Genomic DNA, 18,266 nt, shown 5'->3' with positions numbered 1-18,266 from the left:
TATGATGGCGTTACGATCAACGCAAACCGGTGTGTCATGTCCCCAAAAAAGACGACGCTGAAGCCTGCCAGAAACGTACCCGCCTCGAAGAAATCCCCTCCCGATCCCGGATCTCTGCGCGGCGTTGCGAACTGGAAGGAAGCGGCGCAGTGGCTGAGGGCACGCGGCATCGAAGACATTGAATGCATCACGCCGGACCTTGCCGGCGTGCCGCGCGGCAAGATGATGCCGTCCTCCAAGTTCACCTCCAACACATCACTCGCACTGCCTTCGGCGATCTACCGCCACACGATATCGGGCGAATATCCCGAGGAGACCGAAAGCTTCCGCTATGAGCCGCGCGACAGCGACCTGAAGCTCGTCCCCGACCTTTCCACCCTGTCCGTGGTTCCCTGGGAAACCGACCCGACCGCGCAGGTCATCTGCGACATCGTCAATTCCGACGGCCAGGAAGTTCCCTACACGCCGCGCAACGTATTGAAGCGCATTCTCAGCCTCTATGCCGAGCGCGGCTGGAAGCCGATCGTAGCGCCGGAAATCGAATTCTACCTGGTCGCCACGAATGACGACCCGGACTATCCGCTGCATCCACCCAAGGGACGTTCAGGTCGTTCAATTCTCGGCGGCCAGGGCTATTCGATCGCCGGCATCAACGAGTTCGACGAACTGATCGACGACATCTACCACTTCTCGGAGAAGCAGGGCCTGGAGATCGATACGCTGATCCACGAGGAGGGACCGGCGCAGCTCGAAATCAACCTCCGTCACGGCAATCCGATCGAACTTGCCGACCAGGTGTTTCTCTTCAAGCGCACGATCCGCGAGGCAGCGCTGAAGCACAATATCTACGCCACCTTCATGGCAAAGCCGATGCAGGGCCAGCCGGGTTCGGCGATGCATATCCACCAGTCTGTCGTCGACATCGCGAGCGGCAAGAACGTCTTCTCGAACAATGATGGTTCAGCCTCGAAGGAATTCTTCCACTTCATCGGCGGCATGCAGAAATACGTGCCGAGCGCGCTTGCCATGCTGGCGCCTTACGTGAATTCCTACCGGCGCCTGCAGCCGGATATGTCCTGCCCGGTCAATAATGCCTGGGGTTACGACAACCGCACGACGGCCTTCCGTGTGCCGGTCTCCGATCCGCAGGCGCGGCGCGTGGAGAACCGCCTGCCGAGCTCGGATGCCAATCCGTATCTGGCGCTCGCTGCCTCGCTTGCCTCCGGTCTGCTCGGCATCATGAAGGAAATCGAGCCCACGGCTCCGACCGAGGATGCCGCCAACGAAGGCTCGATCGACCTGCCGCGCGGCCTTCTGGAAGCCGTGGCACTGCTGGAAGACGAGCCGGCTTTCGAAGAGGTCTTCGGCGCAGAGTTCATCGGGCTTTATGCCGGCGTGAAGCGGGGCGAGTTCGAAACCTTCATGCAGGTGATCAGCCCCTGGGAGCGGGAATTCCTCCTCCTGAACGTGTGAGGTTTTGCCATGACGCAAGAGACATGGCAAAGCCCCATTGCCCCAGGCGTCTCCTGGTATCAGGCAACAGTCGGCGAGCGGCCGGATTATCCGGCACTCGACGGCTCCAGGCAGTGTGACGTCGCCATTATCGGCGGCGGCTATACGGGCCTTCAGGCCGCCTATAATCTCGCCAGGGCTGGCGTTTCGGTGACGCTCATCGAGGGCAGCAGGCTCGGCGACGGCGCCTCCGGGCGCAATGGCGGCCAGCTCGGCACCGGCCAGCGCTGGTGGCCGGAAGAGATGGAGGAGAAGATCGGCTACGAGCGCTCCAAGGCGCTCTTCGATCTTGCCGAAGATGCCAAGCGGCACCTCATGGATTTTGCGACCGAGCACCAGATCGATATGGACTATGTGTCCGGTCAGCTCAGCGTCGCCCACAAGGAAAGCTACAAGCGGTACTATTACGAGAATGCGGAAATCGCGGCCTTCCGCTACGACTATCCGCATCTGCGTTTCATGGACCGCGAAGAGACACAGGAGCGGCTTGGCTCCAAACGCTTCTATTGCGGGGTACGCGATACCGGCACCGGCCATATCCATCCGCTGAAGTTGCTGATCGGCCTTGGCAAGGTGGCGGCCAATGCCGGGGCGGATATCTTCGAAATGACCAAGGCAAAGTCGATCGGTCAGGCCAGCGGCAAGGTCGTTATCGAAACTGAACGCGGTACAATCACCGCCAACCGGACGCTGATTGCCTGCAACGGACATATCGGCAATCTGGAGCCGATCACGGCCAGCCATGTCATGCCGATCCGCTCCTTCATCGGCGCGACTGTGCCGCTTGACCGGTTCCCTGATGTGATACCGGGCGGCGAAGCGGTGGCGGATTCGCGGTTCGTCGTGCGCTATTTCCGCAAATTGAAGGACGGACGGCTGCTGTTTGGCGGGCGGGAGGCCTACACGGCCGACAATCCGCGCGACATTTCGCAGCATATCCGCCGGCAGATCGCCGAAATCTACCCCGCGCTCAAGGATATCGAGATCACCCATGCCTGGGGCGGCTCGGTCGGCATCACCATGCCGCGCCAGCCCTTCGTGCGCGAAGTCATGCCGGGCGTCACCTCGATCGGCGGTTATTCCGGCCACGGCGTCATGCTGTCAAATTACTGTGGCAAGCTTTACGCAGAAATGGTGCTGGGGAAATCGGCCGATCTCGATCTGTTCAAGGCGCTCGATATCCCTGCCTTTCCGGGCGGCGCGCGCATGCGGGCGCCGCTGCTTTTCCTTGCCTTGTCGTGGTTTGCCCTCCGCGACAAGTTTTAGTTCGATTGCGGATTTCCTCACCGGACAATTCGCTCTAAAACCGATGTCCGACAGATTCATTGCACCGCACACTGGCTTTTTTAAATCGATTAGATTAAAACGGCCACCAACCAAGCCTGATTGAGAGACAAGCTCATGAGCAGCCAGATCATTCCCGTTGAGCCTTTTGATTACGTCGTCTTTGGCGGCAGCGGCGACCTTGCCGAACGCAAGCTTCTGCCGGCGCTTTATCATCGCCAGATCGAGGGCCAGTTCTCGGAGCCGACCCGTGTCATCGGCGCTTCGCGTAGCCCGCTTTCGCATGAGGAATACCGCAAGTTCGCCAAGGATGCGCTCAAGGAGCACCTGAAGAAGGGCGAATATGACGAGGCCGAAGTCGAGAAGTTCTGCTCCCGTCTCTTCTATGTTTCCGTCGATGCCCGTACCGATACCGGCTGGGACGTGTTGAAGAAGCTGCTCGACGAGGGCAAGGACCGCGTGCGCGCCTTCTACCTCGCTGTTGCTCCGGGCATTTTCGGCGACATTTCGCAGAAGATCCACGACCACAAGCTGATTACCAAGTCGACCCGTATCGTCGTCGAAAAGCCGATCGGCCGCGATCTGGCTTCGGCCCTGCAGCTCAACGACAATATCGGCCGCGTCTTCAAGGAAGAGCAGATCTTCCGCATCGACCACTATCTCGGCAAGGAGACGGTGCAGAACCTGATGGCGCTGCGCTTCGCCAACGCGCTCTATGAGCCGCTCTGGAACGCCAATTATATCGACCATGTGCAGATCACCGTTGCTGAAGCCGTCGGCCTCGAGGGCCGTGCCGGTTATTACGACACGGCCGGCGCGCTGCGCGACATGGTACAGAACCACATCCTGCAGCTTCTCTGCCTGACCGCGATGGAAGTCCCCTCCTCGATGGATTCGGAAGCCGTTCGCGATGAGAAGCTCAAGGTTCTGCGCGCGCTGAAGCCGATCAACGCGTCCAATGTCGAGCAGGCGACGGTTCGCGGCCAGTACCGCGCCGGCGCTTCGGGCAGCGGTCCGGTCAAGGGCTATCTGGAAGAGCTGGAAGGCGGCGTTTCCAACACGGAAACCTTCGTCGCCATCAAGGCCGAGATCAACAACTGGCGCTGGGCGGGCGTTCCCTTTTACATCCGCACCGGAAAGCGCCTCGCCGGCCGCGTTTCGGAAATCGTCATCACCTTCAAGTCCATCCCGCACTCGGTCTTCGACCAAGCCGCCGGCCGCATCAGCCAGAACCAGCTGATCATCCGCCTGCAGCCGGATGAAGGCGTCAAGCAGTCGCTGATGATCAAGGATCCGGGCCCGGGCGGCATGCGCCTGCGGAATGTCTCGCTCGACATGAGCTTCGCCCAGGCCTTCAACGTGCGCAATCCAGACGCCTACGAGCGTCTGCTGATGGACGTCATCCGCTCCAACCAGACGCTGTTCATGCGCCGTGACGAAGTCGAAGCGGCATGGCAGTGGGTCGATCCGATCCTCAAGGGTTGGGAATCCACCGGCCAGCAGGTGCAGGGCTATACGGCCGGCACCTGGGGTCCAAGCCAGGCCATCGCGCTGATCGAGCGTGACGGCCGCACCTGGCACGACGACATCTAAGTCCAAGGGTCCGAAGATATGGCATCGACACTGCATTCCTTCGCTAACGCCGCCGAACTTGCCGCCAGCCTTGCAGACAAGGTCTCCAGCGTCCTTTCGGCAGCCATCGCAGCGCGCGGAGCGGCAAGCATCGCCGTTTCCGGCGGCTCCACGCCGAAAGCCTTCTTCCAGGCGCTTTCGACGCGCGATATCGACTGGGCCAAGGTGACGATCACGCTTGTCGACGAACGTTTCGTTCCCGCCGACAATCCGCGTTCGAACCACCTGCTGGTCGATGCCAATCTTCTTCAAAACAAGGCGAAAGCGGCACGTTTCGTGCCGCTTTACCAGCCCGCCGCCTCCGTCGAGGAGGCTGCGAAGCTTGCAACGGTAAAGAGTGCGGAGATCGGCATCCCCTTCGATGTCGTCATTCTCGGCATGGGCGGCGATGGCCACACGGCCTCGTTCTTCCCCGGTGGCAACAATCTGAGCGTTGCGCTCGATGCCAGGACACCGCGCGGCATCATCACCATGGATGCGGAAGGGGCTGGCGAACCGCGCCTGACCTTCACGTTCTCCGCACTGCAAGATGCCAAACTGCTCATTCTCCACATTGAGGGCGAAGGCAAAAAAGACGTTCTCGCCAAGGCAGAAGGCACAGGCGAAGAGGCAGACATGCCGATCCGCGCCATTCTGCGCCGGGCCACTTCCCCGGTCGAGATCTACTGGGCTCCCTGATAGGGCCTTACAGCCGCCGAAGCCGGCGAACAGAACATTGACGAACCAAAACAAGGCAGGGATTTTCCATGTCCGCTCACGCACGCATTGCTGCGATCACGAATCGCATTGTCGAACGCTCGAAGCCGACCCGCGAGCGCTACCTGGAACGCCTGCGCGCTGCCGCCTCAAAGGGCGTCAACCGTTCGGTTCTCGGCTGCGCCAACCTCGCCCATGGCTTTGCCATCTGTTCCCCCGCCGAGAAGGATGCGCTTGCGGGCGACCGTGTGCCCAATCTCGGTATCATCACCGCCTATAATGACATGCTCTCGGCCCACCAGCCGTTCGAGACCTATCCGGCGATCATCCGCGAAGCCGCTGCCCAGGCCGGCGGCATCGCTCAGGTCGCAGGCGGCGTGCCGGCAATGTGTGACGGCGTCACCCAGGGCCAGCCGGGCATGGAGCTCTCGCTCTTCTCGCGTGACCTTATCGCCATGGCAGCGGGTGTCGGCCTGTCGCACAACATGTTCGATGCCGCCCTCTTTCTCGGCGTCTGCGACAAGATCGTCCCCGGTCTGATGATCGCCGCCCTCTCCTTTGGCCACCTGCCGTCGATCTTCATTCCAGCCGGCCCGATGACGACGGGCCTGGCGAACGACGAGAAGTCGCGCGTGCGCCAGCTCTTCGCCGAGGGCAAGGTCGGCCGTGCCGAACTGCTGGAAGCCGAATCCAAGTCCTATCACGGCCCGGGCACCTGCACCTTCTACGGTACGGCCAATTCCAACCAGATGCTTATGGAGATCATGGGCTTCCATATGCCCGGCTCCTCCTTCATCAACCCAGGCACTCCTTTGCGCGAAGCGCTGACCCGAGAGGCCACCAAGCGGGCGCTCGCCATTACCGCTCTCGGCAACGAATTCACGCCGGCCGGCGAGATGATCGACGAACGCTCGATCGTCAACGGCGTGGTCGGCCTGCATGCGACGGGCGGCTCAACGAACCACACGATGCACCTCGTCGCCATGGCCCGCGCCGGCGGTATCGTGCTGACCTGGCAGGACATTGCCGAGCTTTCGGAACTGGTGCCGCTGCTTGCCCGCGTCTATCCGAACGGGCTTGCAGACGTGAACCATTTCCAGGCAGCCGGCGGCATGGGCTTCCTCATCAAGGAACTGTTGAAGCAGGGTCTCGTGCACGACGATGTACGCACCGTCTTCGGTCACGGGCTGCAGGCTTATACGGTCGATGCGCAGCTCGGCGAAAACGGCGCCGTCGTGCGCCAGCCTTCGCCGGAAAAGAGCCACGATCCGAAGGTGCTCGCCAGCATCGAAACGCCTTTCCAGGCGAATGGCGGGTTGAAGATGCTGCGCGGCAATCTCGGCAAGGCGGTCATCAAGATCTCCGCCGTCAAGGCGGAGCGCCATATCATCGAGGCGCCGGCAATCGTGTTCCATAGCCAGCAGGAACTGCAGGACGCCTTCAAGGAGGGCAAGCTCAACCGCGATTTCGTCGCTGTCGTGCGCTTCCAGGGACCGAAGGCCAACGGCATGCCGGAACTGCACAAGCTGACCCCACCACTCGGCGTGCTGCAGGATCGCGGTTTCCGCGTGGCGTTGCTGACCGACGGGCGCATGTCCGGTGCTTCCGGCAAGGTTCCAGCGGCAATCCATGTCACGCCCGAAGCTGTCGATGGTGGCCCGATCGCCCGCATCAAGGACGGCGACATCATCCGTCTCGATGCGATCAGGGGCACGCTCGAAGTTCTCGTCGATGCTGCTGACATGGCCGAGCGCGAACCTGTGACGATCGATCTTTCAGACAATGAATTTGGCATGGGCCGCGAGCTTTTCGCGCCGTTCCGTCACGCGGTCGGACCGTCCGACCAGGGTGCCAGCGTGCTCTTCCACGCGCACTGACATCCCCTCATCGATGCAAAAGAAAAACCCGCGGCCGAAACCGCGGGTTTTTCATATCCAGCGAGACGCGAGACTGTTACGCGCGGATATCGAGGACGTAGTCCTTGTGAGCCGGGTGCGTGCTGTAGACGAAGATCTTGTTCAGTTCTTTCTGCGTCAGCAGGCGCAGGAAGCGAACCTCGATCGTGTTGTTCGGGAAAGTCTTCATCAAGAGGCAGCCCACCTTGGTGATGCGGGCATCCGGAATATCCAGGTAGAACTGCTTCGGCAGCGTATACTGTGTGAGGATCGCCAGGATCGCGCTGCTCATGGATATACGGACGATATCGCAGCGGCGCGAGGCGGCATGCATGACGCCCTTTTCCGTATATTCGATACGCGCGGCGTTCATCGTGTCTTCCATCTTGAACCGCGATTCGCGGTCGTACATGAAAGATTCTTCCTTCGCCAGGAAGTGCGATTTCGCAGGTGTTGGATTCGATGCGGCCATGGCCTTAGTCCCCTCAGTCTTGATGAGAAAAAGGCTAGCACTGCATGTTTAACAGAAAGTGAGAATCCTTCCCCTTGGCAGTCTCAGGAGGAAGGATTCCACCAAAAATGGATGATCATTTCCTATAGGTGTGACCGGCCGCATCGAAGAGGTGCAGTTTCTGCCGGTCGGCCACGAAATGCATCTTCTGGCCGCGCTTTACATCGAAGATTCCGGGCAGCTTGACGATGATCGGCTCACCCTGGACCAAGCCTTCAATGTAGAGAAGCGTCACTTCGCCGAGCTGCTCGACGATCGAGACTTCGCCCTCGAACAGATAGTCTTCACTGGGATCGGCGATGCGCAGGTCTTCCGGGCGAACGCCGAAGCTTGCCTGCTTGCCCTTTTCCGATGCCGCAGTGGCGATATCGAGCGTCACGGACTTGCCGCCGGTCAGCGTCACCGTCGTCGTGGCACCGGCATCGGTGATCGTTGCCGGGATGATATTCATGGCCGGCGAGCCGATGAACTTTGCGACGAACAGGTTTGCCGGTCGCTCGTAAAGCTCCAGCGGTGCGCCCACCTGCTCGATATTGCCGGCCGAGAGGACGACGATTCGGTCCGCCAGCGTCATCGCCTCGACCTGGTCGTGCGTGACATAGATCATCGTCGTATCGGCCATCTGCTCGTTGAGCCGCGCGATCTCGATACGGGTCGCGACGCGCAGTGCCGCATCGAGGTTCGAGAGCGGCTCGTCGAAGAGGAAGACCTTCGGATTGCGGCAGATGGCGCGGCCGATCGCCACGCGCTGGCGCTGGCCGCCCGAGAGCGCCTTCGGCAGGCGGTCGAGATATTTGGTCAACTGCAGGCTTTCGGCGGCAGCCCGCACGCGGCGGTCGATCTCCTGCTTGCTCTCGCCTGCGATCTTCATGCCAAAAGCCATGTTGTCGAAAACAGTCATATGCGGGTAGAGCGCGTAGGACTGGAACACCATGGCAATGCCGCGCTTGGAGGGCGGCACGTCATTGACCAGCATGCCGTCGATATACATCTCCCCGCCGGTGATGTTTTCCAGGCCGGCGATCATGCGCAGCAAGGTGGACTTGCCGCAGCCGGAGGGGCCGACGAAAACGATGAATTCGCCCTGGTTGATTTCCAGATCGATGCCGTGGAGCACGTCCACGGAGCCGTAGGATTTGCGGATATCCTTAAGCGTCAGTCCAGTCATTTTCCTCTCCCCTCCTGATCCTTAAGCGAGGCGGGCGAAATACGCCCCCCAGGCCGGAATATCGATCTTGTCGCCGTAGTTGTTGCTGTTAAAGCCGTGCCCCGTCAAAGCTTGCCACTCGCCCGCCGGCAGGGTGACATTGCTTTCTGCCGGCCCCATGTTGAAGATGCAGAGCAGCGTCTCATTGCCGTATTCGCGTGTGAAGACCAGGGCATCGCCCTGCGGATCCTCGAACTCGATTTCGCCCTTGGCGAAAGCCGGATGCTGCTTGCGAAAGGCGAGGAAGCGGCGGTAGTGCTCGAGCACGGAATTCTCGTCACCCTGCTGCACGCTGACGGCGCGCAGGATGTGCTCGACCGGGACCGGCAGCCAGGGTTTCACCGTCGAGAAGCCGCCCTGTGCGACCTGGCTGTCCCAGACCATGGGCGTGCGGCAACCGTCACGCCCCTTGAACTCCGGCCAGAACTGGATGCCGTAGGGATCCTGCAGATCCTGATAGGCGAGATCAGCTTCGGTGAGAGCGAGTTCCTCACCCTGATAGAGGCAGACCGAACCACGCAGTGTCATCAACAGCGAAGCGTAGAGCTTGGCAAAGGCATCGTGGTCGGCAACCAGCGCGCCCCAGCGGCTGACATGGCGCATGACGTCATGGTTCGAGAAAGCCCAGCAAGCCCAGCCATCGGGAGCGGCGGCGTCGAAATCCTTCATGACTTCCTCGACGCGCTCCGGCGTCAGCGGATCGGGCGCCAGGAATTCGAAGGCGTAGCACATGTGCATCTTGTCATTGCCGGAGGTGTATTCGCCGACGATTTCGAGGCCACGCTGGCTGTCGCCCACTTCGCCGACGGCGGCAATCGCGGGAAACTCTTCCAGCACGGCGCGGAAGCGCTTCAGGAATTCGAGGTTCTCAGGGCGATTCTTGTCGTAGAGATGCTCCTGGAAATTATAGGGGTTCACGGCAGGTGCGGTGGACGCATTGCGGCGTTCCGGGGCAAGCGCCGGATTGTCGCGCAGAAGCTTGTCGTGGAAATAGAAGTTAATCGTGTCGAGGCGGAAGCCGTCGACGCCGCGCTTCAGCCAGAAACGGACGACATCAAGCAGGCGGTCCTGAACTTCCTGATTGTGCAGGTTCATATCCGGCTGCGAGGTCAGGAAGTTGTGCATGTAATATTGCATGCGCGTCGGATCCCACGCCCATGCGGAACCGCCGAAGATCGACAGCCAGTTGTTCGGCGGCGTACCGTCCGGCTTTGCATCGGCCCAGACATACCAGTCGGCCTTGGCATTGGTCTTGCTCGTGCGGCTTTCGACGAACCAGGGATGCTGGTCGGAAGAATGCGAGATGACGAGGTCGATCATCACCTTGATGCCGAGACGGTGGGCTTCCGCTATCAGCGTGTCGAAATCGATCAGCGTACCGAAGATGGCGTCGACGTTTTCGTAGTCCGAGACGTCGTAACCGAAGTCGCGCATCGGCGAGGTAAAGAAGGGCGAAATCCAGATGGCGTCGGCACCGAGGCTTGCCACATGCGGCAAGCGGGCGGTGATGCCCTTCAGGTCGCCGATGCCGTCGCCGTTCGAATCCTGGTAGGAGCGCGGATAGATCTGATAGATCACCGCGCCGCGCCACCAGTCCTTGTCGGCGGTCAGATTGGATTGGGAAGCCACACTCATGGAATATCCTGTCTAAGCTTAAGTCTTGGGATGGATCAGCCTCCCTTGACCGACCCCGCCAGCAGGCCGCGCACCAGATAACGCTGCAGCGAGAAGAAGACGAGCAGCGGTATGATGATGGTGACGAAGGCGGACGCCGTCAGGATTTCCCAATTGCCGCCGCGCGAGCCAAGCAGCGCATTCAGCGCTCCTGTCAGCACGAGGTGGTCCTTGTCGGTGCCGAGGAAGACCATGGCCACAAGCAGGTCGTTCCACACCCACAGGAACTGGAAGATCGCGAAGGATGCAAGCGCGGGGAAGGACAGAGGCAAAACGATGCGGGTGAAGATCTCGAAGTCGCTGGCGCCATCGACGCGGGCGGATTCGATGATCTCCTTGGGCAGGCCGGCAATATAGGCCCGCAAGAGATAGATGGCGAGCGGCATGCCGAAGGCGGTGTGCGCCAGCCAGATGCCGGGATAGGTCTTCGACGGCTGGCCGATCGCGGTGCCGATCTCGTTATAGAGACGCAAGAGCGGGATGAGCGACATCTGCAGCGGCACGACGATGAGGCCGACGACGAGTGCAATGAGAAGCGCGCGGCCGGGGAATTCCATCCAGCTCAGCGCGTAGGCGGCAAAAGCGGCGATCAGGATAGGGATGATGGTCGCCGGAATGGTCACTGTCAGAGAGTTGATGAAGGACTGGCCGATACCCTCGCTCGTTAGAACGGTCTTATAGTTCGCGAGCGTGAATTCCGGCGGAGCCGATGCCGCGACATAGATGCGGCGCGGACGTTCATCAGGCGCAAAGGCGACATTCTTCATGTAGCGGTAGCTGCCATCGCTGTTGATGACCAAGCTTTCGCCCTCGCCGAGATCAGCGGTCTGACCAGCCTCGAAAGCCGAAGGCTGCTGCACACGTACGCCGAAGGCCTTGACCGAGCGGCCAGGCTGATCGGCCAGCACGTTGCCCGTGATCACATAGATATCGCCTTCCTGCTTTGCCTGATCGGGGGTGCCGAGGCGCGCGGCCACAGTCTGCGTGGAACCGGCAAAGGCGGTCCACCAGCCGGAAACGGTGATCTGGTCCTTGTCGCGCAGCGCACTGACGAAGATGCCGAGGGTCGGCACCAGCCAGATGATGACGATGACGAGAACGCAGAAGTGGACGAAAAGACGGGCCGGGCCGATCTTGAAGTAGCTTGCAGCTCTCGTCATCTCAGCGTCCCTTCAGTTCGGCATTGGCGCGGCGCACGTTCCACACCATGATCGGCGTGACGGCGAGCATGATGATGATGGCGATGACAGCGCTTCGGCCGGAATCGCCGCCGCCGCGGAACAGCCAGTTGAACATCAGGTTCGCCAGTACCATGGTCTGCCACTGGCCGTTGGTCATGGTGAGCACGATGTCGAAAACCTTGAGGACGAGGATGGTGATCGTCGTCCAGACGACGGCGATCGTGCCCCAGATCTGCGGCACCATGATGCGCCAGAAGATCTGCCAGCCATTGGCGCCATCGATGACAGCTGCCTCGATCGTCTCCTCCGGGATACCGCGCAATGCGGCCGAGAGGATCACCATGGCAAAACCGGTCTGGATCCAGACCAGGATCACCATCAGGAAGAAATTGTTCCAGAAGGGAACGGAAATCCAGACCTCAGGCGTGCCGCCGAATGTCTGCACGATGGCGTTCAAAAGGCCGATCTGCACATCGTTGCCGCCGCGGTATTCATAGATGAACTTCCAGATGACGGAAGCGCCGACGAAGGAGATCGCCATCGGCATGAAAACGATGCTCTTGGCGATATTGCCCCACCAGATGCGGTCGGTCATGACGGCGATGACGAGGCCGAAGAAAGTGCAGCAGGCGGGCACGACGGCCAGCCAGAGAATGTTGTTGAAGATCGACTGGCGGAATTCGCGGTCGTTCACGGCCCACAGGTAGTTCTGCGCACCGACGAACTCGTTGCCCGACCGGTCGTAGAAGGACAGGATGAAGGTCGCGACGACGGGATAGACGAGGTAGACGATCAGCAGAAAAAGCGCCGGAAAGAGAAACAGCCAGGGCCGGATCATCGCGCGCCGGTTCAGATTGCGTGAAGCCTGACGGATATCACCGTCCTTCACCGGCAAGGCGAGATCGAGGATCTTGTTCGAGAAAAAGAAATAGGCCGAACATGCGAAAACGGCGACTACCACGACGCCCAAAGCGGACACTATCTGCGACAGCATTTCGTCCCTCCCCTGCTTCCCTGTCTTATTTTGAAGGGTTAATGCCGGACACCGTCAATATTGCTTGTGGGTTTGACCACAGGATCCGGCACAACCGGGCTCCCCCTCTGGAGCCCGGCCGTTCATTCCGGTGATGCCGCCGGTCGCCCGGCGGCACGAAATGGCAGGAAATTACTTGATGCCGTCCCAGGCGCTCTGGATTTCGGCTGCAGAGTCCTGAGCGGACTTGCCGCCGACGAAATCAACCATGCCGGTCCAGAAGGCGCCAGCGCCGATCTTGCCAGGCATCAGATCGGAACCGTCGAAGCGGAAGGTCGTGGCCGAGGTCAGGATCTCGCCTTCCTTCTTCATCTGCGGGTTGGCGTAAGCATCGACATTGACGCCCTTGTATGGGGTCAGGAAGCTCGACTGCGCCATCCAGAGTTCATGAGCGACCGGCGTCTTCAGGAAGTCGACGAAGGCGCGGGCGGTCGGGGAGTCCTTGGCGATGGAGACGAGCGTACCGGCACCCAAAACCGGCTTGCCGAGATCGGCATGCGCGGCATAGGTCGGCATGTAGAAGAAGTCGGCATCGGTACCGAGCTTCGTTCCCTCGGGGAAGAAGGACGGGATGAACGAAGCCTGGTGGTGCAGGTAGCACTTCGGCGGAACGGCGAAGAGGCCCTTCGGGCTGTCGCGGAAGTCCGTCGAAGCAACGGCTGCAACGCCGCCATCTACATATTTTTCGTTCTTGGCGAACTTGCCGAATTCGTCGATGGCAGCAACGACGGCCGGATCGGTGAACTTCACTTCATTGGTAGTCCACTTGTCGTAGACCTCCGGCTTCTGGGTGCGCAGCATGATGTCTTCGACCCAGTCGGTTGCCGGCCAGCCGGTTGCGCCGCCGGAACCGAGACCGATGCACCACGGAACGCCGCCGTCCTTGACGATCTGGTCAGTCAGGGCGTGCAGCTCTTCCATGGTCGTCGGGACCTTGTAGCCTGCCTCTTCGAAGTTCTCAGGAACATACCAGACGAGCGACTTCACGTCGGCCTTGTAAGGGAAGGCAAAGTAGGCGTCCTTGCCGTCCTTACCCTTGTAGGTGCCGTAACCGACCCAGCTGTCGCCGGCGCCGTAGTTGTCCTTGACCCACTTGGAAGTATCGTCGCCGAGCGGCGTCAGGTAACCCTTGCTCGCGAGATCGGCCAGCAGGCCCGGCTGCGGCAGAATGGCGATATTCGGCGGGGAGCCTGCCTGCGTATCGATAACGATCTGCTGCTCGTAGTTTTCAGAGGAGGAATACTTGGCGTCGATGCCGGTCGCTTCGACGAAATAAGCGAGGATGCTCTGGAAAAAGGCTTCATCTTCGCCGCGCCAGGGACCGAAGATCGTCAGCTGCTGACCCTTCAGGTCGGCATGGGCAGCCTTGAAGTCGTCATAGCTCTTCCAGTTGAACTTGGAGTCCTGACCCGGTGCGAATTTCAGATCCGCTGCCGATGCAGCGCCCGCAAAAAGCGCCGCAAGTGCAACGCCCATCAAGAATGACTTTTTCATGTGATCAACCTCCCATCACAATCGGATAGCGCAGAATTTCTTCCAAAGGAAATCTCAAAGCGCTTTGACAACGCAACTCATTCCCTTTTGGCCGAATGAAGTCAAGCCATTTTGCGAAAACGGCAGGAATACCGCCACTGTATCGCGTCGCAGCAAGGCTTAATGGGGAATATGGAGCGATTTTTCTTGAGTCAAGCGCAGCAGATGCTACATATTTGAAAGCGCTTTGGAAGCCATTGGGAGGCGGCGGCCACTATTTTACGGCCACAGGGCAGGCCGGGAGGAAGCATAGCAGGTGAATCTCAAACAGCTATCGGAATTGCTGGGGCTTTCGCAGACAACTGTGAGCCGCGCACTCAACGGCTATCCGGAGGTCAACGAGGCAACCCGGGAACGCGTGCTCCGGGCGGTCAAGGAAACCGGATACCGGCCCAACAAGGCCGCCCAGCGGCTTGCCACCGGCAAGGCCGGCTCGATCGGCCTCGTCATGCCGACAGCGCCCGGCCATCAATCGGACGTGCATTTCGGCGAGTTCCTGACCGGTCTCGGCGAAGAAGCGGTGCGTCATGACTTTCACTTCGTCATCATGCCGGCCGACCCGGACGACGAGGTCGCAGCGCTGCGGCGTCTCGCGATCAGCGGCAATGTGGACGCGCTCTTCGTAGCCTATATGCGCGGGCACGACCCGCGGCTTGCCATGTTGAAGTCGCTTTCCATGCCCTTCGTGGTGCATGGCCGCTCCTTCGGCTCGGAACCGGACTATCCCTATCTCGACATCGACAATGAGGCGGCTTTCTACGATGCAGCGAGGCTTCTCCTGCAGCTCGGCCACACGCGCTTTGCGCTGATGAACGGGCCGCTGCATCTCGATTTCGCCATTCGCCGCAGGAACGGGCTCATTGCCGCGCTGGCCGAACGCGGGTTGGAGCTAGAGGAAGACTGCACGAGCCATACGGTCATGACGGACGAGGAAGGACTGATCGCCATGGAGCGCTTCCTGCAGCTTCCGGATCGGCCAACCGCCATTTTATGCTCCAGTACGGTGCTTGCGCTCGGTGCAATCCGCGCCGTCAATCAAGCCGGATTGAAACTCGGCGAGGACATTTCGCTGATCGCCCATGACGATGTTCTGCCGCTCCTGAAGCCGGAGAATTTCTCCGTGCCGCTGACGACGACACGCTCGTCGCTGCGGGCGGCCGGCGTGCGCATCGCGCAGCGGCTCATCGGTACGGTCAAGCAGGCGGGCCCCTTCCCCGAACAGGAACTCTGGAAGACCGAGTTGATCGTCAGGGCCTCGACAGGCGCCGCGCCCCAGAGTTGATTAAAGGGGGATGATCAGAATACCGGCGGCGTCAGTCCTGCCGAACGATGGGCGGCAATCACCGTATTGGCCATCAGCATGGCGATCGTCATCGGGCCGACGCCACCCGGAACCGGGGTGATGACGGCAGCAACCGGAGAAACCTCGGCAAAAGCGACATCGCCGACGAGGCGGGTCTTCCCCTCGCCGCGTTCGGGGGCGGCAATGCGGTTGATGCCGACATCGATGACGGTGGCACCGGGCTTGACCCAATCGGCTTTGACCATTTCCGGACGACCGACGGCGGCCACCAGAATATCGGCATTGCGGCAGATGCCGGCGAGATCCTTGGTGCGCGAATGGGCAATGGTGACCGTCGCGTTGGCATTCAGCAGAAGCTGCGCCATCGGCTTGCCGAACAGGTTGGAGCGGCCGATGACGGTGGCATTGAGGCCGGAAAGATCCTCACCATGGGTGCGACGGACGAAAACCATGGCGCCGGCCGGCGTGCAGGAGACGAGGCCGGTCTTCAGGTCACCGGTCGCAAGCTTGCCGGCATTGACGACACTCAGGCCATCGACATCCTTCTCCGGCAGGATCGACTGGATGATCGCCTCGCTGTCGAGATGTTTGGGCAGCGGCAGCTGCACGAGAATGCCGTGGATCGACGGATCGGCATTGAGCGTGGCGACGAGGGCGGCAAGCTCCTCCTGGCTCGTCTCGACCGGCAGCGTGTGCTGGACGGATTTGAAGCCGCATTCCTTGGCCATTCGGCTCTTGGAGCTGACATAGGTGTGGCTCGCCGGATCGTCGCCGACGATGATGACCGCAAGGCCCGTCCGTACGCCCTTGGCAGCCTCAAGCGCAGCATTTGCCGATTTCACGGTTTCGATTACGGATGCGGCAACCTGCTTGCCGTCGATTACTGTCGTCACGCGTCTTCTCCGCCCAGTTTCGCGCCAGTCTATTCGCCCGCGACGGGAATGATTTCCCGATAACGCCCTATCCCGTTTAAAAACGGCAATTGCAAGAGCAATCTGCCGTCGGGCGTTCGCCTATCGGGAAGCCTGGTGGGCGTGTAGGCGATCGCGCAGGCTGGCGATCTGCGAGCGCAATGCATCGACCTCGTCCGCCGTCTGCGGGACCAACTCCGGTTCGGGGACCTGCACAAGTTCGGCCACAGGGGCGAGAATTTGAGCCTGGACGGGAATTTCAACCGGCAGGACCGGCACCTGTTCAGACTGCCAGCGGAAGCGACGCGGCAGAAAAACGAAGCCGAGGCCTACGACCAGACCTGCAAGGCCGCCCAGCAAGGCATTGAAAGCGAAACTGCTGCCACCGGGAACCGGCAGCACAAGAGCGGGTTTGCGAACCGTAACCCTGCCGTCGCCGATGGCACCTGTCGTGGAAACCTCTTCTTCCAGGCGCGAGCGGGCCGCAGAGGCCTTTTCCCGCAACTCGGTCAGCTTGGCGAGATCGACGCCGGTATCGCGGCTCTGGGCAATGAGCGCGTTGCGACGGTCGCTCAGTTGCCTGCGCGCATCGACGGCAGCCTTGGCTGTCCCACTTGCGTTCTGGGCGAGGCGCACAAGTTCCTTGCCGATGCTGTCCTTCAGACCGTCGACCTCGGACTGCTGCTGGAGCAGGCGCGGATGGCGCGGCCCAAGGTCTGCCGAAAGCTGCGCGAGCGCCGTCTTGGCAATCGCGTATCTGTCGCGCAGATCCTGCAGGGCGGGTGAGATCATATCCGAAGTGAGCGAGCCTTCCAGCACGTCCGCGAGCTTGGCGGCCCTCAGCTTGTCGGCCTGTTCCTTGGCGGTCAGGATATTGTCGTCGGCATTCTTGAGATCGGCATCGAGGCCGGCGATCTGACGCTGCAATTGCGTCGCAACCTTGACATTGCCCTCGCCGTTCTTCTGGCCAAAAGCCATGAGCTCTGCCTGAGCCTGATCATTTTCTTTTTTCAAGGCAGTGGCCGTCTCGGCCGCCTTGCTCGCGGCACTGCCGCCGGTCACCGCATCGGACAACCGCATGGCGATTCGTGTCGATTTGTCGCCATCGGCCGTCGTTACCATCAGGCGGATCGTGCCAGTGCGGTCATCGGGAATAATCGCGAGGGCAGATTTCAGCGCGGCCTCGGCGCGCGATGCCGGATCAGCCGCCGCGCCGCTGCCGGAGAGAAGCTCGAGGGCAACACCAAGTGCATTGGCATTGCTGCCGGCAAATTCCGGATCGCGGTCCAGCTTCAGTGCTGCAACAGCTGAGGTGATGACAGGTACCGAGAACAGCCTTCTGACGGTTTCCCCGACAAGCGCAGCCCGGTCGCCTGCGCCCGCATCCACGGCAAGCGTCGTTTCTGCTGTGTAACGCACGGGTGCGGATGGCATCAGGACGGGGGTGGCAGCACCAACGAACGAGAGGGCAACAATGACGAGGGCGCTCCTGCCCCATTTCGTGCGCCCTATTTTGCGTGAGACCGGCAAAACGGGTGCTTTTTCGACGGGAGCGACGTGATGAACCTGGAGGTATTGCGTCGCTGGCTCCGCTGCGGGAGAAGAGGGCTCAAAAGCGGGAGCGGAAACGGAAGAGATATCGTTAGCAGCCTGAAGGCGCGAACCGAGGATCGTTTCGATCCGATCGACCAGCGGTTCAGTCTGCCGCGCTTTCGCGCGCTGCTCATCGAGCAGCCGGCTTATGGCGTGCAGCAGTTCGGCTTCCGAAGGGCGGATCTCCGGTGCACCGGTACTCTCTTCCGCGTGACTTTGCCGCTGGCCGCGCGAGAAGCTGGTTGCGCGATCATGGAAACTGCTTTTCGCCCTGGAATCGTGCATTGGCGTCACATCTCAT

At 60.9% G+C, this 18,266-nt stretch carries 14 protein-coding genes; 6 read left to right on the top strand and 8 right to left on the bottom strand.

Features of this window, described 5'->3' with window-relative positions; translation table 11 throughout:
• Window positions 1-36 precede the first annotated feature (36 nt).
• The 5 genes from LVY75_13025 to edd all read left to right on the top strand — a co-directional run bounded on the left by LVY75_13025 (window position 37) and on the right by edd (window position 7,001).
• Entirely contained in the window at window positions 37-1,473 is a 1,437-nt protein-coding gene (locus LVY75_13025; GenBank protein ID XAZ24139.1) for a glutamine synthetase family protein, read from the top strand.
• A gap of 9 nt (window positions 1,474-1,482) precedes the next feature.
• Window positions 1,483-2,778, top strand: a complete 1,296-nt coding sequence (locus LVY75_13020; protein XAZ24138.1) for an FAD-binding oxidoreductase — start codon at window positions 1,483-1,485, stop codon at window positions 2,776-2,778.
• Between the two features lie 135 nt (window positions 2,779-2,913).
• Window positions 2,914-4,389, top strand: coding sequence for a glucose-6-phosphate dehydrogenase (gene zwf, locus LVY75_13015; protein XAZ24137.1), 1,476 nt, complete (start codon window positions 2,914-2,916; stop codon window positions 4,387-4,389).
• A gap of 18 nt (window positions 4,390-4,407) precedes the next feature.
• Window positions 4,408-5,106, top strand: coding sequence for a 6-phosphogluconolactonase (pgl, locus tag LVY75_13010; protein XAZ24136.1), 699 nt, complete (start codon window positions 4,408-4,410; stop codon window positions 5,104-5,106).
• Window positions 5,107-5,174: 68 nt separating this feature from the next.
• Entirely contained in the window at window positions 5,175-7,001 is a 1,827-nt protein-coding gene (edd, locus tag LVY75_13005) for a phosphogluconate dehydratase (GenBank protein ID XAZ24135.1), read from the top strand.
• 76 nt (window positions 7,002-7,077) lie between these two features.
• Here edd and LVY75_13000 read toward each other — a convergent pair whose 3' ends face one another.
• From LVY75_13000 to LVY75_12975, 6 genes are all read right to left on the bottom strand, one after another.
• Window positions 7,078-7,491 carry a hypothetical protein gene (locus LVY75_13000; protein XAZ24134.1) on the bottom strand — a complete coding sequence of 138 codons (414 nt, stop codon included), beginning with the start codon at window positions 7,489-7,491 and terminating at the stop codon, window positions 7,078-7,080.
• 115 nt (window positions 7,492-7,606) lie between these two features.
• The gene (gene ugpC / locus LVY75_12995) at window positions 7,607-8,698 is read right to left on the bottom strand and encodes a sn-glycerol-3-phosphate ABC transporter ATP-binding protein UgpC (GenBank protein ID XAZ24133.1); all 1,092 of its coding nucleotides are present in this window, start codon (window positions 8,696-8,698) and stop codon (window positions 7,607-7,609) included.
• 21 nt (window positions 8,699-8,719) lie between these two features.
• Window positions 8,720-10,372 carry an alpha-glucosidase family protein gene (locus LVY75_12990; protein XAZ24132.1) on the bottom strand — a complete coding sequence of 551 codons (1,653 nt, stop codon included), beginning with the start codon at window positions 10,370-10,372 and terminating at the stop codon, window positions 8,720-8,722.
• Window positions 10,373-10,407: 35 nt separating this feature from the next.
• Complete coding sequence (locus LVY75_12985; protein XAZ24131.1) at window positions 10,408-11,571, bottom strand: carbohydrate ABC transporter permease; 1,164 nt, start codon at window positions 11,569-11,571, stop codon at window positions 10,408-10,410.
• Window position 11,572: 1 nt separating this feature from the next.
• Window positions 11,573-12,586, bottom strand: coding sequence for a sugar ABC transporter permease (locus tag LVY75_12980; GenBank protein ID XAZ24130.1), 1,014 nt, complete (start codon window positions 12,584-12,586; stop codon window positions 11,573-11,575).
• 171 nt (window positions 12,587-12,757) lie between these two features.
• Window positions 12,758-14,119 (bottom strand): ABC transporter substrate-binding protein, encoded by a 1,362-nt coding sequence (locus tag LVY75_12975; protein ID XAZ24129.1) that lies wholly within the window; start codon window positions 14,117-14,119, stop codon window positions 12,758-12,760.
• A 295-nt stretch (window positions 14,120-14,414) separates the two neighbouring features.
• On the opposite strand from LVY75_12975, the gene LVY75_12970 reads away from it, so the two are divergent.
• The gene (locus tag LVY75_12970; protein ID XAZ24128.1) at window positions 14,415-15,440 is read left to right on the top strand and encodes a substrate-binding domain-containing protein; all 1,026 of its coding nucleotides are present in this window, start codon (window positions 14,415-14,417) and stop codon (window positions 15,438-15,440) included.
• 14 nt (window positions 15,441-15,454) lie between these two features.
• On the opposite strand, the gene folD is transcribed toward LVY75_12970, so the two are convergent.
• Window positions 15,455-16,354 carry a bifunctional methylenetetrahydrofolate dehydrogenase/methenyltetrahydrofolate cyclohydrolase FolD gene (gene folD / locus LVY75_12965; GenBank protein XAZ24127.1) on the bottom strand — a complete coding sequence of 300 codons (900 nt, stop codon included), beginning with the start codon at window positions 16,352-16,354 and terminating at the stop codon, window positions 15,455-15,457.
• A 120-nt stretch (window positions 16,355-16,474) separates the two neighbouring features.
• On the bottom strand, window positions 16,475-18,250 hold the full coding sequence (locus LVY75_12960; protein ID XAZ24126.1) for a succinoglycan biosynthesis protein exop: 1,776 nt from the start codon (window positions 18,248-18,250) through the stop codon (window positions 16,475-16,477).
• Between the last annotated feature and the right edge of the window lie 16 nt (window positions 18,251-18,266).

This window comes from Sinorhizobium sp. B11 (genome assembly GCA_039725955.1).
Taxonomy (GTDB): domain Bacteria; phylum Pseudomonadota; class Alphaproteobacteria; order Rhizobiales; family Rhizobiaceae; genus Rhizobium.
This window is presented reverse-complemented; position numbering and strand designations above follow the sequence as displayed.

Excerpts from the sequence above, each read along its gene's own strand:
- LVY75_13025 (XAZ24139.1), top strand. The coding sequence starts at position 37 with ATGTCCCCAAAAAAGACGACGCTGAAGCCTGCCAGAAACGTACCCGCC.
- LVY75_13020 (XAZ24138.1), top strand. The coding sequence starts at position 1,483 with ATGACGCAAGAGACATGGCAAAGCCCCATTGCCCCAGGCGTCTCCTGG.
- zwf (XAZ24137.1), top strand. The coding sequence starts at position 2,914 with ATGAGCAGCCAGATCATTCCCGTTGAGCCTTTTGATTACGTCGTCTTT.
- pgl (XAZ24136.1), top strand. The coding sequence starts at position 4,408 with ATGGCATCGACACTGCATTCCTTCGCTAACGCCGCCGAACTTGCCGCC.
- edd (XAZ24135.1), top strand. The coding sequence starts at position 5,175 with ATGTCCGCTCACGCACGCATTGCTGCGATCACGAATCGCATTGTCGAA.
- LVY75_13000 (XAZ24134.1), bottom strand. The coding sequence starts at position 7,491 with ATGGCCGCATCGAATCCAACACCTGCGAAATCGCACTTCCTGGCGAAG.
- ugpC (XAZ24133.1), bottom strand. The coding sequence starts at position 8,698 with ATGACTGGACTGACGCTTAAGGATATCCGCAAATCCTACGGCTCCGTG.
- LVY75_12990 (XAZ24132.1), bottom strand. The coding sequence starts at position 10,372 with ATGAGTGTGGCTTCCCAATCCAATCTGACCGCCGACAAGGACTGGTGG.
- LVY75_12985 (XAZ24131.1), bottom strand. The coding sequence starts at position 11,571 with ATGACGAGAGCTGCAAGCTACTTCAAGATCGGCCCGGCCCGTCTTTTC.
- LVY75_12980 (XAZ24130.1), bottom strand. The coding sequence starts at position 12,586 with ATGCTGTCGCAGATAGTGTCCGCTTTGGGCGTCGTGGTAGTCGCCGTT.
- LVY75_12975 (XAZ24129.1), bottom strand. The coding sequence starts at position 14,119 with ATGAAAAAGTCATTCTTGATGGGCGTTGCACTTGCGGCGCTTTTTGCG.
- LVY75_12960 (XAZ24126.1), bottom strand. The coding sequence starts at position 18,250 with ATGCACGATTCCAGGGCGAAAAGCAGTTTCCATGATCGCGCAACCAGC.